This is a genomic window from Anaeromassilibacillus sp. An172 (genome assembly GCF_002160515.1).
Classification (GTDB): domain Bacteria; phylum Bacillota; class Clostridia; order Oscillospirales; family Acutalibacteraceae; genus Limousia; species Limousia pullorum.
This window is the reverse complement of the sequence record NZ_NFKS01000006.1, coordinates 62,837-89,332: the sequence shown is the minus strand read 5'-3', so window position 1 is coordinate 89,332 and position 26,496 is coordinate 62,837. Positions and strand designations below refer to the sequence as shown.

The following is a 26,496-nucleotide window of genomic DNA, read 5'->3' as shown; positions in this document are numbered from 1 at the left end:
TAAGTATTACTCTCGAAGAACTTGTATTCGGAAATCAAGGAAATTAAATTTAATTTGTGAAGCACAAAGCCGGCAAAGAAATAAAAAATTTGCCGGCTGTTTTTGTAACGTTTTAAATTTTTAATTATCATATAGTCAGAAAGGCGGTGAAAATGTGGCTGATTTTGAAAGTGTTTTCAGGGAAAACAAAGGCTTTATTTATAAATATCTTTTAAAGCTGTGTCATAATCAATCTTTAGCCGAGGAGCTTACACAGGAAACCTTTTTTCGTGCTTATATGAATTTTTCCAATGTGAGAAATGAAAGCAAAATTTCTGTTTGGCTTTGTCAGATTGCGAAAAATACATATTTTTCCTGGTACAACGAGCATAAAAGATTTAATTCTATAGACGAAGCTGGCGGCGTTGCGGACTCTTTGCAACTTGAAGAGCTTTTTATTGAAAAAGAATTATCCGAAAAAGCTTTTGAATGTCTGCATGAGCTTGAAGATCCTTACAAGGAAGTTTTTATGCTGAAAGTCCTGGGACAGGTTTCTCTAAAAGACATAAGCAAGATTTTTGGAAAAAGCGAAAGCTGGGCAAGGGTCACATTTTACCGTGCAAAACAAAAACTGACAGAAAAAATGAGGTAGCGTTATGAATTGTGAAATTATAAAAGATTTAATCCCCTTATACATAGACCGCTGTTGTTCAGAGGAATCCGCCAATGAGGTGGAGAAGCATTTAAAAGAATGTAAAAACTGCAAAAGTATTTTTGACATGATGAACAGCGAAAATCTAAAAGAAAAAAATGAGTCTTTTGAGATAAAAAAACTCAGTAAAATAAACGAGAGAAAAGCCTCGGTTTTGCAGTCCGTTCTTCTTTTTATTTCTTTTATTGTTATGGCTGTTGGCGTGACGTTTGAGGCAAAAACTCCTTTAGGTACAGAAAACGGCTTTTGGGCATTTACACTTATAATTCCGGCTACGGGTTTTCTTCTTTCATTGGCAAACTGGTTTTTTATAAGGATTTACAAAAACAAAAAAATCTTTTCCGTATGCTCCTTTATTGTAAACGCCGCAATAACTTTTTTCTTCTTTATCTGCGGAATATTTTATTACAATGTTCCCTCCCTTTATTTTATTTCAGAAACCGGGTTTTCCGGCTTTGATATGTTATTAAAAACAATTCAATTTCTTGGATGCGGAATTGTTACTGCCGCTGTTTTCTGCACTGTATCTAAAATTTTTTCACTTAGATACGCCGAAATGCTGGGCAAAGATTGAGGCGGTGCATATATGAAAAAGCTTTCTTCAATTACATGTATTTTGACTTTTTTGTATCTGTTATTGCCTGTAACTGTGCTTACAGCCGGATTTTTAGGTTATGATGTGGTTTTTAACCCATTGTTTCTCTCCCTTTTTACCTCTTTGATATCTTTATTTTTCACTGTTATTATTTGCGTGAAAAAAATATATAGTGCAAATAAATTTGAAAAAGTGATATCTTTTTCTCTTCCCATTTTGGCTGTAGTAAATTTATTTTTCTATATTCCATTTAACGGTGAACCCTTTGTTTTAATTTCTATAATTGCAAATATAATTTGTTCTGTGATTTTACTTTTCAAATTTATTCCCAGTATTGCAGTAAGATTTACAGACGTTGGAATATGCGCAGGTTTATTTATTCTTTATCTTTGGGCGCTGATGATTGTTTCTCTTTTCTCCGGCATTGCTGTTGAAACACCGGTAAAAACTATACCATCTCCCAATGAGGAATACTCCGCAGTTGTCATAAGCCGTGACGAGGGCGCACTGGGCGGAAGTACATATGTAGAAATCAGTCAAAACAACAGCGAAATCAGAATTTTTCCATTTAAGTTCCAAAAGAGACCTAACAGAATATACGCAGGAGATTACGGAACCCACGAAAACCTCGTAATTTATTGGAAAGATGATAACTGTGTTGTGATATCGGGTAAAGAATATAAGATATAAAAATAGACCGTGGTTCGGTATACCTGTGAACCACGGTCATAATTTTTATGTATTAAAATTTAAAAAAACTTAAATGTAGGCGAACCACTCTAAGTCTCTGAACAAAACGTCTCGCCCACCTTATAACGAAGTTTATTTCCAAACTAAACCCTTGCAAGGCTGAAACAAAAACCCAAATTAGAGCGAGCCACTCCAAGTCGCTGAACAAAACGTCTCGCCCGCCTTGTAACGAAGTCTATTTCCAAGCTAAACCCCTGCAAGGCGGAAACAAAAAACTCGCCTGACCTGTGCAGAACATAAGGATTAGATGAAAACTATGCAGGTCGGAAATAGAAAGCTTAAATGAGAGCGAACCACTCTAAGTCACTTAACAAAACGTCTCGCCCGCCTTGTAACGAAGTTTATTTCCAAGCTAAACCCTTGCAAGGCGGATATAAAAAACGGATATAAATTATGCGGTTTCGATGGAGGCGGCTTGCTGGAGTCCTAATTTCTTGACAGCTTCCTCACGCATTTTGTATTTCAGGATTTTTCCTGCGGCGTTCATCATAAAGGAGTCAACAAAGTCAACATAACGTGGTGTTTTGTGCTTTGCCATGTGGGAGGCAACGTACTCTTTTATCTCTTCCTCTGTGGAGGTTTCGCCCTCTTTGAGGATAACGCATGCCATGATTTCCTCGCCGTAATCCTTGTCAGGAACTCCGATTACCTGTACGTCTTTAACCTTTGGATGTGTGTATATGAAGTCCTCTATCTCCTTTGGATAGATGTTCTCTCCTCCACGGATAATCATGTCTTTGATTCGTCCGGTTATTTTGTAGTTGCCGTTTTCGTCCATGCGTGCCATGTCGCCGGTGTGGAGCCATCCGTCCTTGTCGATTGCCGCAGCTGTGGCTTCCGGCATTTTGTAGTAGCCTTTCATTATGTTGTAGCCACGGGCAACAAACTCGCCGTCCACATTTACAGGCAAGTCCTCGCCTGTTTCAGGGTCAACAATTTTACATTCAACGCCGAATATGTTTCCGCCTACTGTGGCAACTCTTGTTTCTATGGTGTCTGTAGTTTTACTCATGGTGCAGGCTGGGGAAGCTTCCGTCTGTCCGTAGGTTATGCAGATTTCATTCATGTGCATTTTGTTTATAACGTCCTCCATAACCTTTATCGGACATGGGCTTCCTGCCATAATTCCTGTGCGCATATGAGAGAAGTCTGTTTTCTCAAAGTCAGGATGTCCCAGCATGGCGATAAACATGGTGGGAACACCGTGGAATGCGGTGATTTTCTCCTGAGTTATGCAGGCAAGTCCCTTTCTCGGTGAAAATGCAGTTATCGGACACATTGTGGTTCCGTGGGTCATGGATGCGGTCATGGCGAGAACCATTCCGAAGCAGTGGAACATAGGAACCTGTATCATAAGACGGTCGGCGGTGGACAAGTCCATGCAGTCGCCTATTGCCTTTCCGTTGTTTACAACATTATAGTGGGTGAGCATTACGCCCTTAGGGAAACCTGTTGTACCGGAGGTGTACTGCATGTTGCATACGTCGTCCTTGTCAACTGCGGAAGCACGGCGGTAAACCTCTTCAATAGGCACATGGTTTGAAAGCTCTATGGCTTCTTCCCAGGTGTAGCAGCCCTCTTTTTCAAAGCCGCAGGTGATAATATTTCTCAGGAACGGCAGACGCTTCATAAAGAGAGGTCTGTATTTGTTGGCTGTTTTAAGCTCGGGGCAAAGCTCGCCGATAATCTCAGAATAATTGGAATCCTTGTAGCCGTCGATCATAACAAGGGTGTGGGTATCGGACTGACGGAGCAAAAATTCTGCCTCGTGGATTTTATAGGCGGTGTTTACAGTAACCAAAACTGCGCCTATTTTTGTGGTTGCCCAGAAGGTAATGTACCACTGTGGGATATTTGTAGCCCAGATTGCAACATGGTCGCCCGGCTTTACGCCCAGAGCGATAAGTGAACGGGCAAAGGTGTCAACATCGTCACGGAACTGGCTGTAGGTTCTGTCATAGTCCAGCTCGTAATATTTAAAGGCCTGCTGGTCAGGGAATTCCTCAGCCATTCTGTCAAGCACCTGAGGGAATGTAAGGTCGATAAGGTGTTCCTTTGGCCATACGTATTTACCTGTTTTTCTTGCGTTGTCGTAAAGTCTGCCGGTAAGCTCTGCCTGGGAGATATACTGGCTCATGTAGTGGATGAAATGAGGGAACACAACGCCGGCGTTTTCCAAATCCGGAGCATAGTTTCTAACCCACTCAAAGGAAATATAACCCTCATAGTTTATTGACTCAAGGGACTTCCAAGCTTTTTCAAATGGAATATCGCCCTCGCCCATAAGACGATAGGAAACCTTGTCCCCGTCCATAACGGAGTCCTTAACATGTACATATTTTACATATGCGCCCAGATTTCTTATGGTTTCCTCTGGCTGTTCATTTTTAAAACGGTATGGGTGGTGGATATCCCAGAGAGCACCTATATTGTCGCTGGGAACACTGTCCAAAAGATTTTTAAGTCTTGAGGTGTCTGCGTAAACTCCGTTTGTTTCCACAAGGAGAGTTACGTTTTTAACCTCTGCAAACGGCATAAGCTTTTTGAGGACTTCAATTACATGGTTGTCGTCCACTTCTCCCTCTTCTTTTGCGTGCTCGTCGGCGAGTATTCTTATGTATGGAGTTCCCAGCTTGTAGGCAAGCTCTATGTACTCCATAAGCTTCATTATGTTTTCTTCGGTTTTTTCTTTATATTTCAAACTGCAGTTTGAAGAAAGACAGGGTATTTCAAGATGTCTTTTCTTCAAATCGCTTAAAGTGCTTTCAATATTTTCAGCCTTAAAAGGGCGGGCATGAAGAGAAAAATATTCTCCCCCGGTAACTCTCATTTCAATACCCTGAAAGCCCAAGTCTTTTGCCATTGAATATATTTCAGTCCAGTTATAGTCAGGACATCCAACTGTGGAAAATGCAAGCTTCATAAACAACTACCCTTTCATAATTTTTTATCCCTATTTTATTTTTCCAAAATATAAAACAAAGAAATTTTATATTGTAACGTCTTAAAGCAAGAACGTTTTACCTTACGAAAATTTCCCATTATACACATATAATATCAATTTAGCAAATTTTTGTCAATAGTTTTTGTGCATTATGTTAGATTAAAACTAAAACCACAAATTGACAGTCTTTTAACAGCTTGTTATAATATTTTGTAATAAAATGGATTTGGGAGTGTTTGTATGGAAAAAGACCTTACAAAAGGCCCTGTGCTGAAAACCATGTTTCTTTTCGCTCTGCCTATGATTTTGGGCAATCTTTTACAGCAGTGCTACAATATAGCCGACACACTTATTGTCGGACGAGTTTTAGGCTCCAACGCTCTCGGGGCGGTCGGTTCCTCCTTTACTCTTATGACGTTTATAACCTCGGTTTTGCTGGGTCTTTGCATGGGAAGCGGCGCTTTGTTTTCAATAAAATTCGGACAGCGTGACGAAAAAGGTTTTCAAAACAGCGTTCACGGAGCTTTTTTCTTAATCGCTGTTGTAACGGTTGTTTTAAACGCATTGGTTTTTCTTTTTATCGACGAAATTCTTATTTTTCTACAGGTTCCGTCCGATACCATAGCTTTGATGAGGGAATATCTGGTGGTCATATTCTGGGGCATTGCCGCCACTTTCCTGTATAATTTCTTTTCCTGTCTTTTGCGTTCCGTGGGAAATTCCGTGGTTCCGCTTATTTATCTGGGAATTTCCGCAGTTTTAAATATCGGACTTGACCTGCTTTTTGTGGCGGTTTTCAAGTTTGGCGTTGCCGGAGCCGCCTGGGCTACAGTTATTGCCCAGTATGTTTCAGGAATAGGAATAGGAGTTTACGCCCTTTTGAAATATCCTTTCCTTAGAAAAAAGTTTTCTTTTACCTTTGGCAGCATAAAAGAGGTTGCCGGATTTTCATTTTTAACCTGCGTTCAGCAGTCGGTTATGAATTTCGGAATACTTATGGTTCAAGGTCTTGTAAATAGCTTCGGAAGTGTGGTTATGGCAGCTTTTGCCGCCGCAGTGAAAATCGACGCCTTTGCATACATGCCTGTTCAGGACTTCGGAAACGCATTTTCCACATTTATAGCCCAAAACTACGGCGCAAAGAAAAACGACAGAATAAAAAGCGGTATAAAAACCGCCTTGATTTCCGTTACTGTTTTCTGTATCATTGTTTCACTTTGCATATTTATCTTTGCACCTCAGCTTATGGGATTGTTTATCGACTATTCTGAAATCGATATAATCTCCTGCGGCGTTGATTATCTGAGGATTGAGGGCGCTTTCTATATAGGAATAGGCGTTTTGTTCCTGCTGTACGGACTTTTCCGTGCAATAGGAAAGCCGGGAATGTCAGTGGTTCTCACCGTGATTTCACTGGGAAGCCGTGTAGTTCTCGCCTATGGACTTTCCGCAATTCCTCAAATCGGAGTTTTCGGCATATGGTGGTCAGTTCCAATAGGCTGGATTTTAGCCGATATAACGGGTATTTTGTCTTATTATTTTATACAAAGAAAAATGTCCAAAAATCCCTTGTAATAACTAAAGTTAAAGAGTTATAATATAATTGTTCTTGCGGGATTGAAAGAAAGTTTTCACATGGGAGGTAAAATTTGATGAATGTAAAAATCATTTCCGACAGCACCTGTGACCTTTCACCGGAGCTTCTGAAAAAGTACGACATAGCCGTAACCCCTCTTTTTGTAACTATGAACGGGAAAAGCGGCAAGGACGGAATAGACATTACTCCGGACGACATTTATGATTATGTGGCAAATACGGGAAAGCTCCCCACCACCAGCGCAGTAAATGTTGCAGACTACGCCGAGGTTTTTAAGTACTGGCATGACCATGGATACAGCATTGTACATTTTACAATAAGCAGTGAGTTTTCCAGCACATATCAAAACGCCTGCATTGCGGCACAGAATTTTAACAACGTGTTTGTTGTGGATTCAAGAAATCTTTCCACCGGTCAGGGACTTTTGGTGCTTCACGGCGCTGAGATGGCTCAAAAGGGACACGATGCAAAGGAAATTTTCGAGCACTGCACAAAGCTTGCAAAAAAGGTAGAGGCAAGCTTTGTTATAGACAGTCTTAATTATCTCTACAAGGGCGGAAGATGCTCTGCCGTTTCCGCTTTGGGCGCAAATCTTTTAAGACTTAAACCCTGCATAGAGGTTATAGACGGCAAAATGGATGTGGGCAAAAAATACAGAGGAAAGTTTGAAAAGGTTATTATTGATTATGTGACCGAAAGACTTACCGGAAGAGATGACATAGACAAAACAAGGATATTTATAACCCACACAAAATGTGACCCTGCGGTTATAAAAGCTGTTGAGGAAAAAGTTAGAGAGATATGCCCTGATTTCGGGGAGTTTCTTGAAACCACAGCCGGCTGTACCATAACAACCCACTGCGGTCCAAATACTTTGGGTATTTTGTTTATCAGAAAATAATTAAAAAAGAAACGGGAATTGCATTTTCACTGTGCAATTCCCGTTTTTGTTTTATTTATAAGGATGTTTATTTATATAATCCATAAGAATATTTGCGCCTTCCTCTATGAAATCTCCGCAGGGGCGTGTCTGATAATATTCTTCTGTGCGCTTGGAGGGTGTTGGGTCGTCGGCTCCGTCAATGTCAAGACCAAGAAGCTCACGGCAGATAAAAGTTCCGTGCTTTTCTTTAAACTTAAAAGCCAGTTCCTGAACCCTCTCGTAATGCTGGGCTTTTGCGTCGTCATCTGTCGGGTCATCGGAAGCATAAAGCATTCCCGCAACCAAAAGCATACCGCTGACCGCTCCGCAAACCTCACGGAGTCTGCCCATTCCCGCACCGAAAGAGCAGGAAAGCTTCATCATGGTTTCACGGTCAAACCCACATTCCTCGCAGAAAGTTACCGCCACAGACTGAGCGCAGTTACATCCGCTGTTAAAATTTTCTCTTGCCAATTTACCCTTATCGCTCATTTAAACCGCCTCACGTTAAAAAGATTATTTGTTTCTCCTTCTGATAAACACAACGATACCGGCAACCAATATCAATGCAGGAGCCACAAATCTGAGAATAAATGAAAGAACTTCAACCTGTGAATAGCTTGTAAGTCCCAAACCGTATGCGCTGAAAGACTTGCTCTCAATAACAATATCAGGTGAAGATTTTTCAGCCAGAGTGTTAAACACGTTTACAAAGTAAGGGCCGTTGTTGTAGCTTCCGTTGTTGAGGAGTGCCTCTGCAAAAGCGTCGCAGGAACCGAAAACTATTGTGTTTGAATTTTCCAAACTGCTGATAACCGCTACAGGGATTTCCTCTTCTGTGAGAACATCCTCGTAGTTAAAGTCCTCGCTGGCGTCAAACGGGTAAATTCCTGCGCTTGTTGAGGAATAAAGCATTCCCTGTACGCTCTCTGACTCTTCGATTATTTCAACAGGTCTTGCATAAGGGAAGATTACAGGAACATTGTCGTTTGCAAGTCCATCCATGAAAATTTTGCCGTTGTAGTCAACCAAAGTAAGGTACAGACTTTCTGAGGATATAAGATATGATGAATCTGTTTCAAAAACAATTCCTGAACCTATAGAAAGGCTGTAGTGTTCAAGAATACTGTCGATATTCGGACAGTCAACCTCTTCATAGCTTGGCATGTAGATAAAGTTTGCGCCGTCCTGTCTGCCATCGTCAAGATATGTGTAAAGTCTGTCCTTTGCCGCATCGGTAAGGTCAACTGAAGGAGCAAACAGCACAACAAAATCTGCATCCTCAGGAATTTCAGTTGTGGTAAGGTTTATTTCCTCAACCTCAAATGCGTTGTTTTGCAAAAGTGTTGAGAGGCCGCTGTAATCACCCTCACCTACGTCCTTGAGGAACACAACCTTTGGCTTTTCAGTGGTTGTCACATTGAATATTGCGGTTGCTGCTGCCTGCTCAAACTTTGAAGCGGTGATGTATTTTGACAATGTTGAATAGTCAACGCCTGATTCAAAAACATCGTCCATATCCAAAATAAGATAATTTTCGCCGCTTTCAACAAGCATGAGATATTCTGTTGTATCATCCCAGTTTATCTTGTCGTAGTTCTCGGAAAAGGTAGGAGTGTTGTTCAAGTCAACATATTCCACTGTGATATGTTCGTTGTAAAGAGCCATCTTCTTGAGAAGAGTGTTTATCTGCATGTAATAGGAGCCGCTGTTTTCAAAGGCTTCCTCTGTCATCAATACAGTAAACTTTACATCTGTTTCAACTGTATCAAGGTATTCCTCCATCTCTGAGGAAAGCTCAAAGTTTTTACCTACGGTGAAATCCACCTGAAGTGACGGATACTTATCAACCAAGGCTGACGCTCCGATATTTACGCCTATTAAAACAACAATAAGCAGGAGCGTAAAAATTACTGAAGATAATTTTTTCTTTTTCACTGTTCACGCCTCCTTAACTTCTGCTGTTTTTGCCGAAAGACTTCATTGTAAACCAGAGGAACAAACATGTTACACTGAGGAAATACAAAACATCGGCAGGGTTGAATATACCCAAAGTAAAGTTTGAAAAACGCTGAATAAAGGTGAACACGCCTACAACATAGGATACAATAGCATTATTTGCCAAATTTGCAAGCACGTCCATTATGTAAAGGAAAAATCCAACGCCCAGAGTTCCCACACAGGCTATAACCTGGCTTTCTGTAAGTGAGGAAATGAAAAGACCTATGGATATTATTGCAGAACCCATAAGGGCAAGTCCCAAAACCGTACACAAAATTACAGACCACTGAGCTGTAGAAAAGTATTCAATGATAAGTCCGTGAACCACAAAAATCAAAAGGCAGATTACATAAATAATCATTGCGCTTAAATATTTTCCGAAAACAATTCGTCCGGTTGACACAGGAGAAGTCAAAAGCAGTTTATCTGTTCCCAGCTTTTTGTCCTCGCTGAATGTTTTCATTGTGATTATAGGGATTATAAAAAGTACAATCAAAAATGTATTCTTAAACACTGAGCTCATATTGCCGGAATTATAGCTCAGGCAATACATGTTAAAGAATATATTTGCAAAGAAATAAAAAATCGCTATTATTGTATATCCGATTGGGGAACGAAAATAAGAGCCAAGCTCTCTTTTAAGTACAGCAGCCATTATTTCTTACCTCTCTTTCCCGTTTTTTCTGTGTTGTTCTGAGAATTTTCGGAAGAAGCGGTAAGCTGGAGATAAAGCTCTTCCAAACTAAGCTCTACTTTGCCCATTTCCAAAATCGGATAATTCTTAGCCGCCATAACAGTAAATATGTTTTGACGGATATCTATATTTGACTTATGGGTAATTCTTATCTTAACCTCTCCGTTTTCCTCGGAGATAAGCTCTGTTTTCAAAACGCCCTCTATTTCTCTTAAAGCCTGACAAACCTCTGCGCTTGGGCCCTGAATATCAACAACAATCTTAGGCGCACCTGAGAACTTCTGAGCAAGGTCTGAGGTTTTCTCGTCGGTGACAACCTTTCCCTGCGAAATAACAACTATTCTGTCGCAGATTTCAGAAACCTCAGAAAGAATATGGGATGAAAAAATAATTGTGTGCTTCTTTCCCAGACTTTTTATGAGCTTTCTGAATTCAATTATCTGATTTGGGTCAAGTCCAACTGTAGGCTCGTCCAAAACCAAAACAGGCGGATATCCCAGCAATGCCTGAGCAAATCCCACACGCTGTTTGTAACCTTTGGAAAGGTTCTTTATTATTCTGCCGGAAACATTTGAGATGCCTGCGGTTTTCATAATCTCAGCAATGTGTTCCTTTTTTGGAAGCTCTATGCCTTTCAAATCAAAGACAAAGCCCAAAAATTTCTCAACGGTCATATCCGTATAGAGCGGTGGAATTTCCGGAAGGTAACCCACCTTCTTTTTTGCCTCCTTAGGCTTTTCGGAAACTTCAATACCGTCTATTGTAACCTTTCCCGAGGTTTTCCCAAGATAACCTGTAATAATATTCATTGTTGTGGATTTTCCGGCGCCGTTAGGACCCAAAAGTCCCAGTATTTCGCCTTCGTCCACGGTGAAGCTTATGTCCTGTATGGCGTTAAGCTTTCCGTACGCCTTGGACAATTTTGACACTTCTATCAACTTTACTCACTCCTGTACTCCGTATATTTTCTTATAAACAGGGAAAAATCCCCGGATTGTATAATTATACTGCAAACACCGGGGAATTTTCATTCTTTTTGTGAAAAATCAATTATTATTCACAAAAATTCATAATTATTTCACCTGTATTGTCACTGCATCATGCCGATACAGTTCTTTGGACATACCTTTGCGCACTCTCCGCATCCTGTACAAAGCTGAGGGTTTACAACAGCATGTAAATTTTCTATTTTTATAGCTCCAACAGGACAGGTTTTAGCGCACTTCATGCAGGCTATGCAGGCTGTTCTGCATGCCGCAGTTGCAGCGGCTCCCTTGTCGCAGTTGCTGCACATAACCACAGCCTGCTTTTTAAGGGGTACAATGGAGATGAGGTGCTTGGGGCAGGTCTTTACGCACATTCCGCAGCTTTTGCACTTTGCGGGATTTATTCTTGCCACATTGTCCTCAACAGCTATTGCGTCGTATTCGCAGACATTTACACAGTCGCCGAAGCCTATACAGCCGTAAGAGCAGTTTTTTGTTCCTCCGTGAAGAGCGGCTGCAGCGGCACAGGTGGTTATTCCCTGATACTCCATTTTAAGAGGTGAGTTTTCCCCTGTTCCGTCGCATTTTACAACAGCGGTTTTTCTCTCTATTGCGCCGGCTTCAACTCCCAAAACCTTGGCTATAGCCTTTACGCATTCCTCGCCGCCCGGTGAGCAAAGTCCCGGCTGGGCTTCTCCGTGGGCAAGTGCCTTTGCATATCCTGAGCATCCTGAATATCCGCAGGCGCCGCAGTTAGCTCCCGGCAAAACCTCCAAAACAGCCTCTGCCTTTTCGTCCTTTGGCACAGCCATAATAACAGAAGCCACGGCAAGGATAAGTCCGATTATCAAACCCATTGCGGCTACAATTAAAACCGCAATTAAAATCTCGTTCATATCAATTTCTCCTTACAATCAATTATCATCTGTTTTTTGGCAATCAGCCCATAAGACCTTCAACAAGTCCCGAAAATCCCAAAAAGCTCAAAGAGGTAAGGGAAGCCGCAACAAGTGTTATGGGAAGTCCTTTAAGACTTTTCGGTATGTCGCAGGTTTCAAGTCTTTGTCTTACGCCTGCAAACATAACCATTGCAACCAAAAATCCTATACCTGCACCGAAAGCGTTTACCAGCGCATGACCGTAACCGTATGTAACGTCTGCGGCGGCTTTTTCCAAAACCAGCATGGTAACGCCCAAAACCGCACAGTTTGTGGTTATAAGTGGCAGATAAATTCCAAGTGAATTGTAAAGAGGAGGCATATATTTTTTAAGTGCAATTTCAACCAGCTGTACAAGACCTGCAATAACCAAAATAAACACGATTGTTTGTAGGTAAGCCAGATTGTTAGGCACAAGTATTCCTGTATATATAGGCCATGTTACCGCTGTGGCAAGCACCATAACGAATGTTACCGCACAGCTCATGCCCAAAGCTGTGTTTACCTTTTTGGAAACTCCCAAAAATGGGCAGATACCCAAAAATTTACTTAATACATAGTTTTCCGTAAGGATAGCCGCAAGGAAAACGCTTACAAGACTCTGTACTGTTCCCATTATGCTTCACCCTCCTTTGTTTTACAGCCGTCTTTGATATTCTGACATCTGTTTTTCATAGGACATCCGGCACAGCCAACCTCTTCCGGTGCTTTGCCCTTTCCGCCGTTGAGCTTATTTGCAAGGGCGATAAGCATACCGAACACGAAAAATCCTCCCGGAGGAAGAATAAAGGCGATTACCGGTGACATGAAGTTTGAAAGTATCGGTATTCCGAACAATGAGCCTGCGCCGAAAAGCTCTCTTATCATACCCATAAGAAGCATTGCGGCGGTAAAGCCTACGCCCATTCCCAAACCGTCAAGCATTGATGGGATAACCTTGTTTTTACTTGCAAACATTTCGGCTCTTCCCAAAATAATGCAGTTAACAACTATAAGCGGAAGATAAATTCCCAAGCTGTCGTTTATTGCAGGGGCAAAAGCCTGCACAAGCATTTGAACTATAGTAACAAAGCCTGCGATTATTGTTATGTATGCGGGAATTCTTACCTTTCCCGGTATTACCTTTCTCAAAAGTGAGATAACCATATTTGAGCAAACCAAAACCGCAGTTGCGGCAACGCCCATTCCTATAGCGTTTGAAGCCGAGGTTGTTACCGCCAAGGTTGGGCAGGTTCCCAAAACAAGACACAAAACGGGGTTTTCTTTGATTATTCCTTTGGAAAATTCCTTAAAAAGTGATTTCTTTTCCATAAATTACCCCTCCTTTACCGCATTGTAGGCTTCAAAAGCCTGATTTACCGCATTTGTAACCGCACGGGATGAGATAGTTGCACCTGTTACAGAGTCAACAGCCACGCTGTCAGGATTTTTTCCTGCGTCCTTGTCAACTGTAACTCCCGTACCTGAGGAAAGTCCCGCAAACTGGGAAGTAAACTTCTCACCGGAAGTATTTACGCCAAGACCCGGGGTTTCTCCTGAGTTGTCATAAACATTTATGGCGATTACAGAGCCGTCCTCTGCGTTTACTCCGGTCATAACCTTGACATCTCCGCCGTATCCACGGGAAGCAGATGAAATGGCATAGCCTATAAGGTTTCCGCTTTCGTCCAAAGCCTTGTAACATTCAACGCCCTGAACATCGTACTCAACCTTTTCAAAGTCCACAGCATCGGGACATACCGCCTGTCTTGACTCTGCGGCGGAAAGCTCCTGCTGGTAGGCAATGGCGTCCTTTGTAACCGCATTTGTCACGGCAAGTAAAGCTGTAACGCAAAGACAGATTACAAAAAGCGAAACTGTAGGGATAAGGATTTCTTTAAGTCTTGAATTTTTCATTTACTTATCCCCCTTTATTTTTTTCTTTATCTCACCGAAAGCCTTTGGTCTTGTGAGGTTTTCAATGTGAGGAACAAGTATATTCATAAGCACAATAGAGAAGGAAACTCCCTCCGGCAGGTTTGCGTAAACTCTTATGAGCATTGTCATAAGTCCGCAGCCCATAGCGAAAATAACCTTTCCCTTTGAGGTTATAGGTGAGGTTGTGTAGTCGGTAGCCATGAAAAACGCTCCAAGCATAACACCGCCGCTGAGTACATGGAACAGTGGGTCCTGACCCATAACAAAAGCCAAAACAAAAACTGTGGCTATATATGTAACAGGGATTATAGGGCTTATAACCTTTCTTGCAATAAGGTAAATTCCACCTACGAGAATTGCAAGGGCACAGGTTTCACCGATACAGCCTCCCACATTTCCCAAAAACAAATCAAGATAAGAACCGCTGAAGGTTCCTGCGGCGTTCTGAGCCAAAGGTGTTGCGCTTGTAACTGCGTCAACAGCTCCCTGTGTATAGTAGAAAGGAGATGCCCATGTGGTCATATCTGTCGGGAAAGAAACAAGGAGAATAATTCTTGCAGCCAATGCAGGGTTTACAAAGTTCTGACCTATTCCGCCGAACATCTGCTTTACCACAACTATTGCTACAACTCCGCCGAACACAGCCATAACCGGGTTAATTCCCACCGGATAGTTAAGTCCCAGCAAAACGCCTGTGACAACTGCGGACAAGTCACCTATTGTGTTGTTTCTCTTCATTACCTTTCTTGAAATATACTCGGAAACAACACAGGAAGCCACTGTAAGAGCCACAATGAGCAATGCTCTTACACCGAAAATAATACTTCCGGCAACAACTGAGGGCAAAAGGGCTATAACAACATCCCTCATAATCGATGTGGTGGAAATGCCACTTCTCAGATGAGGGGAAGCGGAAACATACATATTACTGTTCATTCTTCTTTGCCTCCTCTTTCTTCTGTTCTTCGGCTTTTTTCATAGCTTCGGCTCTCACCATCGCCTTGCCCTCTCTTATGGTCTGCACAAGGTGCTTGTGAGCAGGACAGTTAAAGGCGCAGCTTCCGCACTCCATACAGGTCATAACATTGAGCTTTTCCAGTCCCTTAACGTCTTTAAGCTTTACACAGCCGGCAATAGCCTCGGGCATCAAAGACATAGGACAGCTTTTAAGACATTTTCCGCAGCGTATGCAGTCGGTTTCCTCTGCAAGCTTTGCGTCCTTTTCGTCAAAAGCCAAAATTGCGTTGTTCTGCTTTAAAACAGGCATACTGTCGTCTGTCAAAGCAATACCCATCATAGGGCCGCCCATCAAAATTTTCTTAGGCTCGCACTTATAGCCTCCGCAGAACTCAATAACGTCCTTAATAGGTGTACCCAAAGGAACTATAACATTTTTAGGCTCTTTTATTGCGCTTCCGTCAACTGTAATTCTCTTTGAAACAAGGGGAATACCTGTTTTAAGATACTTTGCAATAAACGCAACGGAGGTTACATTCATAACAACACAGCCAACGTCCGCAGGAAGCTTTCCGGCAGGTACTTTTCTTCCGGTACAGGCTCTTATTAAAACTTTCTCTGCACCCTGTGGGTAAGAGGATTTAAGTGTTAATATTCTAACCTCATCGTCCGGGTCTGCGGCTTCATTGTCCGCAATCTGGGAAAGCACCTTTATAGCGTCCGGCTTGTTGCTTTCAATTCCGATAATTACACGGTGTACGTTCAAAAGGTCCTTTACAATCTTAATTCCTGAGAGTATATCCCATGAATTTTCAAGTATTTCCCTGTGGTCGGATGTGATGTAGGGTTCGCACTCCGCACCGTTTATAATAAGGGTATCAATTTTTTTATCCTGTGGAATACTCAGCTTTACATGGGCAGGAAATCCCGCTCCGCCCAAGCCTACCAAGCCGCTTCTCTTTATGGCAAGCAAAAGCTGTTCCTTTGTTTCTGCGGCAGGTGGTACTGCGTAAGGTGATTTTGTCATCTTTCCGTCTGACTCTATCACCACAGCTTTAACCTTAGAGCCATTAGGCATTTTAAGATCTATTATTTTTTTAACAGTTCCGGACACACTTGCGTGTATTGGTGCAGTTACGAAGCTGTCGTTTTCTCCGATAGACTGACCAACGTCCACATGGTCGCCGGGTCTTACAATAACATTGCAGGGAGCGCCTATATGCTGTGACATAGGTATTATCACTTCTTTCGGCGCAGGCATCACAACAGTTTCCATAGCGGCTGTATTCTTTCGGTGTGGAACTTTCGCTCCGCCCCTTGTTGAAAACGGCCGCACCGGAAAGGTAAGACTTACGTTTTTCATTTCAGATTACCTCCGATTTTGTGAACATTTCTTTTCATCCTTTTTCATCCGCCTGTGTTTTACTTAACACAAACACACGAAAAATTACCTTTATTTTATCACTTTTCCCCTTTATTTTCAATGATTTAAAGTATAATAACAAAAAGAAACAGACGTACATTCCTGCACGCCCGTCCTTTTTATTTCGGCTTTCCCTAAGCTTATTTTTTTATTTCATTTGCTTAAAAGATAAGACCTAAATTGTTAAAGTATTATTCCGGTATACTGTCCTGTCCGCCCTCGGTTTTTGAGTCCTCAGCCGCCTGCATTTCTTCGTACTCCAATACCCTTTTGGTGGTTTCGGAAAGCTCCTCCGCAGGCTCTGTATTTTCTTCGCCGCCGTAATACTCGCCCTCTTGAAGCATACGCTCTTCTCTTTCTTTGCGCTTGCGTTCCAGCTCCTCAAGGCGTTTTCTCTCTTCTCTTTCCTGAGCTTCAATCAAAGCCTGTTCGTCGTCCGGATATCCGGTCTGTTCGTCGTTAAAGGTCTTGTAAAGTCCCTTATCTCTCTTTCTTCCGGTAATCCAAGCCACAAGGCACATTATTATAAACACAGCCACGCCGCCGATAAATATCAGCAGTCCCGGCCAAAAGCCCTTTGGAATAAATGACATCTTAACCGTGTGTGTTCCCTCTGAAAGGCTGAATGCAAGCATTGCATTTCCTACAGGAGTTATTTCAACCTCTTCTCCGTCAACCCAGGCTCTCCAGCCCTCTTCATAAGGAATTGATGTGTAGAACAAGCCGTCCTCGTCAACAGTTATTGTTCCCTCTATTGAAGAATCTGTATATGCGGTTGTTTCCAAAGTGTTCTGGCTGAGAATTTCATAACCCTCGTCAAAAACATCCCGGTTGAAATATCCGCATACAACTGTGGCAGTTCCGCTTGCGCCCTCGTCAAGGTCAACATAAAGGGAAATTTTATCGCCTTTATTGAAAACTCCGCCGCAGGCAACATAAGCCTTGCTTATATCAAAAGAACCCTGACTCTCGTCATTTACATAAAGAGTAAGACTGTCGGCGTTTGTGATATTGGCATAGAAGCATACCATACCGTCTTCCGGCATTTCGTAATTGTATTTGAGATGAGGCGCAACTGCGCTGTTATTTGTTGAGAAAGAATATTTATAATCCGAGGTCTTGTTTACCGGGAAAACAGCATAGTCTGTATGTCCCTGGCTTACAACATTAAGGATTGTGAAAACATCCTCGTCAATTCCGGTAGCATAGGAGAAAATCTCATTTTGATTTTCAATAGGATTGTCCACCGTCTTGTCAACCTCGTATTTCAGCATATCCTCATTTGCCATAAATCCGATAGGAAGATATGCTGTGTTCTCCATAAGCTTTACATTGCCCTCCTGAGCAATCTCTTCCATGTACAATGTATTATTGTACTTGCCGTCACGGGCAATAAGGTATTTAAGGTTAAACAGAAGATTTGTAACAGGTGAGCTTTCACGGTAGGAATATCTGTTTCCGGATTTTCTTCCGGTAAGTCCTGTGTTTTCCGCAAATGAGCTTATGCTCACATTTGCCATTGAATCAAAAAGTGAAATTCCGTTGTATCCGTTTAATGCTCCGTCGTTAAGAGTCTGGGTTGTGGTCATTTCTGTTCTGAAAAATTCATTTGTGCCTGACTCTTTTTCCTCAATTTGATTTAAAAGCTTTGAAACGTTTTCGCCCTCTCTCGGATATCCGTCCTTTGTGGTAACTCCCACAGCGTTGATACCCAATGCTGCGCTTGCTATAAACTCAACAACAAGGAATATAGACAGCATACCGTTCATGGTTTTTCTTGAAATCTTTCTTGTGGTGAAAAGATATACAATTATGAACAAAGCTGCCAAAATCACAACGGTAAGCACTATGGGCAGTGTCTCCTGAAGGCCTATTGCGAGAATAATCGGTATCAATGATAAAATTCCCGCAAGCATAACATCCCACTTATTGAAAAACGCCATGTGTGAATATGCTCTAAATGCCATTGTCACAAGTACAAAGCTGAAAAGGAAGCTGAATCTGTATGGAAGCATATTTGTAAAATGGAAGCCGTGCCATATATAGTCCAGCTGTCTTATAATAAAGCTCATTATAAAGAAAACAAGCATAAATACATTAAATACTTTTTCTCTTTTCTTGATTTTTCCTGAAAGCAAACTCAAAAGTCCCAGGAACATTGCCGCATATGTGCAGTAAATGTTTGGAAGTCCCTCTTTTGAGGTGGGTTCAACAAAGGCTATGCTGTTTGAAATAACCTTTTGAATCGCAATAAGTGTTCCCTCAAGGTCGTTTGAACCGCCTATATTTATGGCGTAGGTTTTCGGGAAAGTGCTTGTGGTTGAATAGGTATTTTGCAGAGCAAAAAATGCCGGCAATGTGAGAATTGCTGTTATTGCCAAAGCAACTAAGGTTGAAAGTGCAATTCTTCCGAAACGCTTCATAAACTTCTTGAAGCCGTCCCACATGCAGATGTTGTAGCCTATATAGCACAGCAAAACAAATATACAGGTGAAAAGTCCTATATAGTAGTTTGCAAGCACTGAAAGGGCAAGGGAAACTATGTAAAGCTTAAACTTTCCCTCTCTCATCAAAGCCACTGTGCCGGTGACAACAAGGGGCAGAATTGCCACAGTGTCAAGCCAGATTACGTTCCAGTAATAACCCATAAGGAAAGAACAAAGGGCGTACATGGGTGAAAACATCACCAAAGACCAGTTGTTAATCTTAAAGGTGTACCTTAAAAAGATTGCAAAGCTTAGGCCTGCAATTCCTATTTTAAACACAACAGAAAAAGCAAGGAACTCCGTCAATATACTTTGCGGTATAAACACCGTCAAAAAGTTTAATGGACTTGCCAGATAATAGGACATAAGTGCAAAGAAGTTTACACCCATTCCCACGTCCCAAGTCCAAAACAGAGAACCTCCGCTTTGAAGCTTGTTCTGCAAGCTAACCAAAAATGGATAATACTGATGCCACAGGTCAACTACAAGTATCTGCTTATTGCCAAAAGGCGCAATACCCGCCACGGCAAACGCCACTCCCATAATCAAAAATGGTATCAAAAAAGACCAGAGCAGATACTTATGACGATGCAAAAATGATTCTTTTTTCTGACCGGAAAATTTTCTCAGATCAGACCTCTTGCTGGTTGCAGTCATAATTTACCTCCGTTTAAAAAATATAGCATCAACGAAAGACTATTGTATTTTTTCTTCCGTCTGTAAAAAATATACGGATATAGTTTACCATTTTTGTGAGTTTAAGTAAAGAGATAAAACCAACATCATAAAAAATTGTACCTTTTTACAAGTTTCTTTAATATGCTTTAACTTAGTTTAATTTCCGGTTGCTATTAGTTTTCTTATGTGTTAGAATAGCTTTAGAGGTGATTTGATGACGCAGGAAGAAAAAAAGGAAATTATGCTGAAAGCTGTAGAAGCATTGAAAAAGGAATATCCGGACGCTATTTGTTCTCTGACCTACACAGACCCACTACAGCTTTTGATTGCAACACGTCTTGCGGCTCAATGTACCGATAACCGTGTAAACATGGTTACTCCGGCTCTCTTTGAAAGGTTTAAAACCGCCGAAGATTTTGCCGATGCCGATGTTTCCGAAGTAGAGGAATATATAAAAAGCTGCGGACTTTACAAAACCAAAGCAAGGGATATTGTGCTTATGGCTCAGTGTCTGCGTGACAACTACAACTGTGTTGTGCCGGACACAATCGAAGAGCTTACAAAGCTTCCGGGCATAGGCAGAAAAACCGCAAACCTTATTGTAGGCGATATTTTCGGAAAGCCTGCGGTTGTGGTTGACACCCATTGTATCAGGCTTACCCACCGACTGGGTATACACAATATTAAAGACCCAAAGAAAATTGAATTTATGCTTCGTGACCTTCTTCCTCCGGAGGAAAGCAACGATTTTTGCCACAGACTGGTGCTTCACGGAAGAGCAGTCTGCGATGCAAGAAAACCTAAATGCGAAATCTGCTGTATGAATGATTTTTGTCCCAAGAATATATGATTTACTGTTTGTTATTAAATCGGCGGTGATTGAATTGATAGATAAAATCCAAAAAATAGACGACAAAGTCCTCGACAAAATAAAGACCATAAACAGGCCTATACTCAATAAAATAATGATTGTAATAACTTCCCTGGGTACTTTCGGTACAGTCTGGTTTGCAATAGCCATTATTATGATGATAACAAAGACCTACCGTTCCGTGGGAGTAAACCTGGTAATCGGACTTGCTATAACCCATCTTTTGGGAGAGTTCACATTAAAAAGAATAGTCTGCCGCTCACGACCATGTCACAAACTGGACGACGAAGAGCTTATAATCGACCGACCGAAATATTACTCTTTCCCATCGGGACACACAGCCGCTTCATTCTGTGTTGTGGGAGTTGTATTTTTAAGATGTCAGCCCATAATCTGGGTTCCAATTCTCATTTTAGCTCTGCTTATAGGCTTTTCAAGACTGTATCTGCGAGTTCATTTCCTCACAGACGTTTTGGCAGGCGCACTTTTAGGATTTATCTGCGGCTGCGCCTCTGTTGGAATAATGGTAAATCTCGTGATAAATTACGGATGGTTCAGATTTTAATAACTTTTATAAAATTAAGACGGTTCTCCAATTTTGAAGAACCGTCTTTTTTTACAATAATCTTATCAGAAAAAATATCGATTAACAATTTCATCAGGCAAACAGCTGTAAAGGTATTTGTAAAGTTCTCCGGATTTATCCTCCAAAAACACCGTAAATTCATCTTCTTTATCTTTAAACAATGCGGAATAGTCATAGAAAACCACTTTACCACTCTCTCCCACAGAAAGTTTATAATGATTTTTGTCTTCTGTTTCAAAGGTTATGTCAAATCCGGGTGTCGGAGAAGATTTATCCATATTCCTTGTATTGAATACTGTTTTTTCCGTAAGTTCCATTATCTTATCGCTGTGCAAGTCCTCAAAGCTATATGGAGAGTATTCTCCGGCAATTTCAAGAGTTATTATTATAACGTGGGCACCTTTAAGCTGAGGATATTCCTCCATAAGATTTACCGTTTTTCCCGAACCGCATGACGCTGTTCCTATAACAGTGATTATAATTGCCACAACAAGAAAAACCGAAAAGAAAACTTTTTTCTTCATAAAGCCACCTCCCGTTTTATTTCCCACCAAAATTCAAAACCTCATATGCCAATTCATCGGATATTGAAACATACTTGCTTTCATTTCTGAAATAAATATAGATATCCCTCATTCCCTGACTGTTATATGTAACGCCCACCTGTATCTGCTGGTCGTCAATGTATTCCAAATACACATAATTTTCCGATTCGTCTTCCTTAATCCATTTTTCAATATAACAGCTTTCAGTATTATCCGGCAGATATTTAAACATTTCGTCTGTCGGATTATATATTTCTGCCTTCGTCTTTCCGTCGGTGAAATTTTCATTGAAGCGGTCTGTTTCCTCCTGGTCAACAACGCACATTTCCAGCACATCCGCATCTGTCACCGACTTTACATCCTCTTTAATTGTCGGAGCATAATGCATATATGTTTTCTCCGCCTGCTCTATATTAAGCTCCTTGTAAATCTCTCTCTTATCGTTGTTACCACATCCGCTCAACAGAGCCATAACAATTAAACACATTGTCATAAACAGCAAACAAGTTCTTTTTTTCATAGGACAACCTCCTTTATATATTTTTAAATATAAAATTTTTCGCACAATTCTTTAATACAATAATACCATTTTTTAAGGTAAAGTCAACATTTTACATAAAAATAAAGACAAACAATCCGTAAAACTTATGACGGATTATTTGTCTATTATTGCTAATATTTTATTGTATTATAGGTTTATCATTTTTTATCAAGTCCTTAATATAGGCAAATGTTGCCTTTTCTCCGTCCTTTGAAAGCTTTGTCAGCAGAAATTCAATTTCGTCGGAGGTTTCTTGATTGATAAATCTGGTTTTCTTTGACTTCTCAAAATATCCCAGGGGGCTTGCGTCGTTGTAGTTTTCTTTCATATAGATTTTGCTTGCGGCAACTCTGTCGCAGAACATCTCAACCACAAACCTTTTTGGCATCTTCACCGCCTCAAGCTTTTTTGTCTTTGGATTGTAGTCGGTCCAAAATTCAAAATGGTGACGGTTTCTTCCCTTATGATGAAGCCAAGCCCTTGAATAACCGTAGGTTTCTCTTTCACTTTCGTTGGGGCTTCTCTTTCCCCCTTGGTAATACTTTGCGCCGGGTATGAACTCCGTTGGCGAATACTTTGAAAGGTCGTGTCTCAATCCCTGCCAAAATATTCCCGCTCTGAAACAATTTGCAATAACCTTATGTCTGTGCTTTGTTATGGTTCTAAAATGACCCCACGCTTTTTTCATTTTTTACATTACCTCCGAAATTTAACCCACAATATTATTCTTTAGCGGACAGAATTTTTCCTCCGCCCACAAGGTAGTCGTCTTTATAAAATACTACCGCCTGACCTGGAGTTACCGCTCTCTGAGGCTCAGAAAACTCCACAATCACTCTATCCTTTTCCAGCGGATAAACCACCGCCTGCGCCTCTTTCTGGCTGTATCTTGTTTTCGCCACAACCCTCATAGGTGATTTAAGCTCATTTATAGCTATGAAATTCACATCGTATGCCTCAAGACGCTTGCTGAAAAGGTCTTCATTTTTTCCCAGCACAACGCAGTTATTCTGGGGATTTTTACTTATAACATAGAGAGGATGCTCCCATGCTATGCCCAAGCCCTTTCTCTGTCCTATTGTGTAATGGATAATTCCCTTGTTTTTCGCCACAAAGGTTCCATCCTCCAGCACAAAGTCACCGAGCTTCGGCACATATCCTGTTTCCCTTTTGAGAAAAGAGGCGTAATCTCCGTCCGGCACAAAGCAGATATCCTGGCTTTCCGCCTTTTTTGCGTTTACAAGACCGTAATCCTCTGCCAATTTTCTTATCTCAACCTTGCTCAAGTCGCCAAGGGGGAAAAGTGTCCTGCTTAAAATCTCCTGAGAAAGTGAGTAAAGCACATATGTCTGGTCTTTAGTCACATCAGACGCCTTTCTCAAAAGATATCTTCCCGAGCCTTGGTCGTATTCACGGCGCACATAGTGTCCTGTCGCCGTTCCCTCAAAGCCCAGCTTTTCTCCCTGCTCAATCATGCCTTTAAACTTGATATACCTATTGCACTCAAGGCAGGGGTTCGGGGTTTCACCCTTAATATAACCGTCGCAGAAACGGTCGATAACTTCCTTTTTAAAATTATCCCTGTAATCAAAGACATAGTGTTCTATGCCCAGCTTTTCACAAACGCTTTTTGCGTCGCTGATATCCTTTAAAGAGCCGCATTTTTTTCCGCACTGACCGCTTTCCGGTCTGTCAAAAAGGCGCAAAGTTCCCCCCGCCACCGTGTAACCCTCATTTTGCAGGATAAGTGCTGCGGCAGAGCTATCCACGCCGCCGCTCATTGCAGTTATAATTTTTTTCATATTTTTAACCAAGCTCCAACATTTTTTCTATTGGCTTTACAGCCGCTTTTATTGTTTCTTCGTCCATGACAATTTCTTCGCCGCCCTCGCCTTTCAGGCAGTTGAGAACATCAACCAAAGTAGTGGCTTTCATGTCAGGACATATAAGGTCTTTGCTGAGTGAATAGAACTTCTTATCAGGGCAAGCCATCTGAAGCTGTGCTGTGATAGAAATTTCTGTTCCTATAATAAATTCTTTATGCTGACTTTCCTTTGCATATTTCATAATTCCCGATGTTGAACCGACATAGTCCGCAAGCTCCACAACCTCAGGAACGCACTCAGGATGCACCAAAAACAAAGCGTCCGGATGCTCCTCTTTTACAGCCTTTACCTCATCAACCTTAATTGCTCCGTGTATAGGGCATCCGCCGTTTATAACCTTAATATTCTTCTCAGGAAAATTCTTAGCAACATAATTTCCAAGATTCGGGTCGGGAATAAAGAGAATATCCTTTTCCTCAAGCTTACCCACAATGCTCAAAGCGGAAGCGGAAGTAACGCACACGTCGCACTTTGTTTTAAGCTTAGCTGTTGTATTTATATATGCCACAACTGCGCTTCCCGGATTTTCAGCCTTAAACTTCTCTATATCCTCCGGCTCAAACTGTTCAGCCATAGGGCATCCGGCGTGTGGGCTTGAAAGAATAACCTTTTTCTCCGGTGAAAGCAGTTTGCAGGTTTCCGCCATAAATCTAACGCCGCACATAAGCACGGTTTTATTAGGTGCAGTTTTAGCAAGCTTACTGAGGGCAAAGCTGTCGCCCACAAAGTCAGCTATTTCTAAAATATCACAGGTCTGATAGCTATGAGCAAGAATACAGACGTCCTTTTCCTTTTTAAGTCTCAAAATTTCTTCCTGTATATCTCTAATCATCCCGATTTCCTCCTTAACTTATCGTTAATCATTGTTTCTCAACAATTTTTACAACCTCATACACAATAATTCTATCCCACCCCCACCCCAAAAGTCAAGTCTTTTGTTACCGCCGTGCCAAGGTTTTCGCTGTAAATTAACGACAGCACACGGCGGACGAAACCTTCTGTTTAGTCTTTAGAGTGGTTCGCTCTCATTTAGGTTTGGTTTTTTAATATTTATATGCATGTGGTTGGTTTTGAAAATTAACGTCGTTTCACGTCGGGCGAGACCTTTATTTTATTTCCGACCTGCAAAGGTTAGTTTAGGAAATTAACATCGTTACAGGTCGGGCGAGGCGTTTTCTTTAGTCTTTGGAGTGGTTCGCTCTCAGTTGACTTTGTTTTACATTTCTTTTTTCTTATATAGAATTATTATTGCAGAGGTAGATTTTATATCCGGTTCTACGTATTGAATATTGAAGAAGATTACACACAAAAACAACCGTGGTTCAAAATTCAAAGAACCACGGTTGTTGTTTTATTATTTAAAAATTAACCCAATTATGAGCAAGCCATTCTAAGTCGTTTAACATAACGTCTCGCCCGCCTTGAAACTAACTTTATTTTTAAGCCAAACCCTTTGCAAGGCGGAAATAAAAAATTAACCCAAAAGTGAGCGAGCAATTCTACGTCGCTTAACAAAAAGTCTCGCCCGACCTGAAACGGAAGTTAATTTTTATATCCTCCCTTGCAGGTCGGATATAAAAATTATTTCATGAGGGTTACTAAAACTGCTTTTTGGGCGTGGAGACGGTTTTCTGCTTCTTCGAAGATTTCTGCTGCGTGCTCTTCGAATACGTCGGCTGTGATTTCCTCGCCACGGTGTGCAGGCAGGCAGTGGAGAACCATTGCGTCGCTCTTAGCTGCTGCCATAAGGTCTTTGTTTATCTGATAGCCCTCAAATGCCAAAGCTCTCTTCTTTGCTTCCTCTTCCTGACCCATTGATGCCCATACGTCTGTGATTACAACGTCTGCATCCTTTGCGGCGTCCATTGGATTTCTGTACATATGGAACAGGTCGCCGTACTCTGCTGCAAAGTCCAAAATCTCCTTTGGCGGCTCATAGCCCTCCGGGCAGGCAACGTCTATTGACATTCCTGTTTTAAGTGCGCCTACGATAAGGGAGTTCATCATGTTGTTGCCGTCGCCGATGAAGCACATTTTCAGTCCCTCAAGCTTGCCCTTGAACTCTCTGATTGTCATAAGGTCAGCCATAATCTGGCATGGGTGACAGAAGTCTGTAAGCCCATTGATTACCGGGATTGAACCGTACTCAGCCAAAGCCTCAACCTCTGCCTGCTCGAAAGTTCTAATCATAATACCGTCAAGGAAACGGGAAAGAACTCTTGCTGTGTCCTGAACAGGCTCGCCTCTGCCAATCTGCAAATCCTTTGAGGAAAGGAACAAAGGATGTCCGCCAAGCTGGTACATACCAACTTCAAAGGATACTCTTGTTCTTGTGCTTGCCTTTTCAAAAATCATACCCAATGATTTTCCCTCAAGGTGTCTGTGTGGAATTCCGTGCTTAAGCTCGTATTTAAGCTGGTCAGCAAGGTTCAGCATTCCTACAATTTCTTCTGTTGTGCAATCCAAAAGCTTTAAAAAGTGTTTCATT

25 protein-coding genes are annotated in these 26,496 nt (G+C 41.5%); 7 read left to right on the top strand and 18 right to left on the bottom strand.

What is annotated here, in order from left to right; genetic code table 11:
* The first annotated feature begins 154 nt into the window (after window positions 1-154).
* From B5F08_RS04525 to B5F08_RS04515, 3 genes are read left to right on the top strand one after another with little or no spacing between them, the layout of a single operon-like run.
* Window positions 155-631 carry an RNA polymerase sigma factor gene (locus tag B5F08_RS04525; RefSeq protein WP_087376810.1) on the top strand — a complete coding sequence of 159 codons (477 nt, stop codon included), beginning with the start codon at window positions 155-157 and terminating at the stop codon, window positions 629-631.
* Between the two features lie 4 nt (window positions 632-635).
* Complete coding sequence (locus B5F08_RS04520; protein ID WP_087376808.1) at window positions 636-1,265, top strand: zf-HC2 domain-containing protein; 630 nt, start codon at window positions 636-638, stop codon at window positions 1,263-1,265.
* 12 nt (window positions 1,266-1,277) lie between these two features.
* The gene (locus B5F08_RS04515) at window positions 1,278-1,976 is read left to right on the top strand and encodes a hypothetical protein (RefSeq protein WP_087376806.1); all 699 of its coding nucleotides are present in this window, start codon (window positions 1,278-1,280) and stop codon (window positions 1,974-1,976) included.
* Between the two features lie 451 nt (window positions 1,977-2,427).
* Here B5F08_RS04515 and B5F08_RS04510 read toward each other — a convergent pair whose 3' ends face one another.
* Window positions 2,428-4,959 (bottom strand): AMP-binding protein, encoded by a 2,532-nt coding sequence (locus B5F08_RS04510; RefSeq protein WP_087376804.1) that lies wholly within the window; start codon window positions 4,957-4,959, stop codon window positions 2,428-2,430.
* A gap of 261 nt (window positions 4,960-5,220) precedes the next feature.
* Between B5F08_RS04510 and B5F08_RS04505 the strand changes: the two genes are divergently transcribed.
* Entirely contained in the window at window positions 5,221-6,555 is a 1,335-nt protein-coding gene (locus B5F08_RS04505; RefSeq protein WP_087376802.1) for an MATE family efflux transporter, read from the top strand.
* Between the two features lie 77 nt (window positions 6,556-6,632).
* Window positions 6,633-7,478 carry a DegV family protein gene (locus B5F08_RS04500; protein ID WP_087376800.1) on the top strand — a complete coding sequence of 282 codons (846 nt, stop codon included), beginning with the start codon at window positions 6,633-6,635 and terminating at the stop codon, window positions 7,476-7,478.
* 51 nt (window positions 7,479-7,529) lie between these two features.
* On the opposite strand, the gene B5F08_RS04495 is transcribed toward B5F08_RS04500, so the two are convergent.
* The 11 genes from B5F08_RS04495 to B5F08_RS04445 form a co-directional block, all read right to left on the bottom strand.
* Window positions 7,530-7,991 carry a C-GCAxxG-C-C family protein gene (locus tag B5F08_RS04495; RefSeq protein WP_087376798.1) on the bottom strand — a complete coding sequence of 154 codons (462 nt, stop codon included), beginning with the start codon at window positions 7,989-7,991 and terminating at the stop codon, window positions 7,530-7,532.
* Window positions 7,992-8,015: 24 nt separating this feature from the next.
* Window positions 8,016-9,437, bottom strand: a complete 1,422-nt coding sequence (locus B5F08_RS04490) for a Gldg family protein (protein ID WP_087376796.1) — start codon at window positions 9,435-9,437, stop codon at window positions 8,016-8,018.
* Window positions 9,438-9,450: 13 nt separating this feature from the next.
* Window positions 9,451-10,155, bottom strand: a complete 705-nt coding sequence (locus tag B5F08_RS04485) for an ABC transporter permease subunit (protein ID WP_087376794.1) — start codon at window positions 10,153-10,155, stop codon at window positions 9,451-9,453.
* Window positions 10,155-11,123 (bottom strand): ABC transporter ATP-binding protein, encoded by a 969-nt coding sequence (locus B5F08_RS04480; protein WP_242968273.1) that lies wholly within the window; start codon window positions 11,121-11,123, stop codon window positions 10,155-10,157. Before B5F08_RS04480 ends, B5F08_RS04485 begins: the two co-directional genes overlap by 1 nt.
* 161 nt (window positions 11,124-11,284) lie before the next feature.
* A complete protein-coding gene (locus B5F08_RS04475) occupies window positions 11,285-12,076 on the bottom strand; it encodes an RnfABCDGE type electron transport complex subunit B (RefSeq protein WP_087376790.1) in 792 nt (263 codons plus the stop codon).
* Between the two features lie 43 nt (window positions 12,077-12,119).
* Window positions 12,120-12,734, bottom strand: a complete 615-nt coding sequence (locus B5F08_RS04470) for an electron transport complex protein RnfA (protein ID WP_087376788.1) — start codon at window positions 12,732-12,734, stop codon at window positions 12,120-12,122.
* Window positions 12,734-13,429 (bottom strand): electron transport complex subunit RsxE, encoded by a 696-nt coding sequence (rsxE, locus tag B5F08_RS04465; RefSeq protein ID WP_087376786.1) that lies wholly within the window; start codon window positions 13,427-13,429, stop codon window positions 12,734-12,736. Before rsxE ends, B5F08_RS04470 begins: the two co-directional genes overlap by 1 nt.
* 3 nt (window positions 13,430-13,432) lie before the next feature.
* Complete coding sequence (locus B5F08_RS04460; protein ID WP_087376784.1) at window positions 13,433-14,014, bottom strand: RnfABCDGE type electron transport complex subunit G; 582 nt, start codon at window positions 14,012-14,014, stop codon at window positions 13,433-13,435.
* Entirely contained in the window at window positions 14,015-14,971 is a 957-nt protein-coding gene (locus B5F08_RS04455) for an RnfABCDGE type electron transport complex subunit D (RefSeq protein ID WP_087376782.1), read from the bottom strand.
* Complete coding sequence (gene rsxC, locus B5F08_RS04450) at window positions 14,961-16,355, bottom strand: electron transport complex subunit RsxC (RefSeq protein ID WP_087376780.1); 1,395 nt, start codon at window positions 16,353-16,355, stop codon at window positions 14,961-14,963. Before rsxC ends, B5F08_RS04455 begins: the two co-directional genes overlap by 11 nt.
* A gap of 251 nt (window positions 16,356-16,606) precedes the next feature.
* Window positions 16,607-19,558, bottom strand: coding sequence for a YfhO family protein (locus B5F08_RS04445; protein ID WP_087376778.1), 2,952 nt, complete (start codon window positions 19,556-19,558; stop codon window positions 16,607-16,609).
* A gap of 235 nt (window positions 19,559-19,793) precedes the next feature.
* On the opposite strand from B5F08_RS04445, the gene nth reads away from it, so the two are divergent.
* Both nth and B5F08_RS04435 read left to right on the top strand, forming a co-directional pair.
* Window positions 19,794-20,429, top strand: a complete 636-nt coding sequence (gene nth, locus B5F08_RS04440; protein WP_087376777.1) for an endonuclease III — start codon at window positions 19,794-19,796, stop codon at window positions 20,427-20,429.
* A gap of 34 nt (window positions 20,430-20,463) precedes the next feature.
* Window positions 20,464-21,015 carry a phosphatase PAP2 family protein gene (locus tag B5F08_RS04435; RefSeq protein ID WP_158096216.1) on the top strand — a complete coding sequence of 184 codons (552 nt, stop codon included), beginning with the start codon at window positions 20,464-20,466 and terminating at the stop codon, window positions 21,013-21,015.
* A 65-nt stretch (window positions 21,016-21,080) separates the two neighbouring features.
* Here B5F08_RS04435 and B5F08_RS04430 read toward each other — a convergent pair whose 3' ends face one another.
* From B5F08_RS04430 to argF, 6 genes are all read right to left on the bottom strand, one after another.
* A complete protein-coding gene (locus B5F08_RS04430; RefSeq protein WP_087376773.1) occupies window positions 21,081-21,560 on the bottom strand; it encodes a hypothetical protein in 480 nt (159 codons plus the stop codon).
* Between the two features lie 16 nt (window positions 21,561-21,576).
* Window positions 21,577-22,101 carry a hypothetical protein gene (locus tag B5F08_RS04425; protein WP_087376771.1) on the bottom strand — a complete coding sequence of 175 codons (525 nt, stop codon included), beginning with the start codon at window positions 22,099-22,101 and terminating at the stop codon, window positions 21,577-21,579.
* A gap of 160 nt (window positions 22,102-22,261) precedes the next feature.
* The gene (locus tag B5F08_RS04420; protein ID WP_087376769.1) at window positions 22,262-22,810 is read right to left on the bottom strand and encodes a DUF5662 family protein; all 549 of its coding nucleotides are present in this window, start codon (window positions 22,808-22,810) and stop codon (window positions 22,262-22,264) included.
* A gap of 34 nt (window positions 22,811-22,844) precedes the next feature.
* The gene (gene mnmA / locus B5F08_RS04415; RefSeq protein ID WP_087376767.1) at window positions 22,845-23,924 is read right to left on the bottom strand and encodes a tRNA 2-thiouridine(34) synthase MnmA; all 1,080 of its coding nucleotides are present in this window, start codon (window positions 23,922-23,924) and stop codon (window positions 22,845-22,847) included.
* A gap of 4 nt (window positions 23,925-23,928) precedes the next feature.
* Window positions 23,929-24,840 carry a quinolinate synthase NadA gene (gene nadA, locus B5F08_RS04410; RefSeq protein ID WP_087376765.1) on the bottom strand — a complete coding sequence of 304 codons (912 nt, stop codon included), beginning with the start codon at window positions 24,838-24,840 and terminating at the stop codon, window positions 23,929-23,931.
* 749 nt (window positions 24,841-25,589) lie between these two features.
* Entirely contained in the window at window positions 25,590-26,495 is a 906-nt protein-coding gene (argF, locus tag B5F08_RS04405; protein ID WP_087376763.1) for an ornithine carbamoyltransferase, read from the bottom strand.
* Between the last annotated feature and the right edge of the window lies 1 nt (window position 26,496).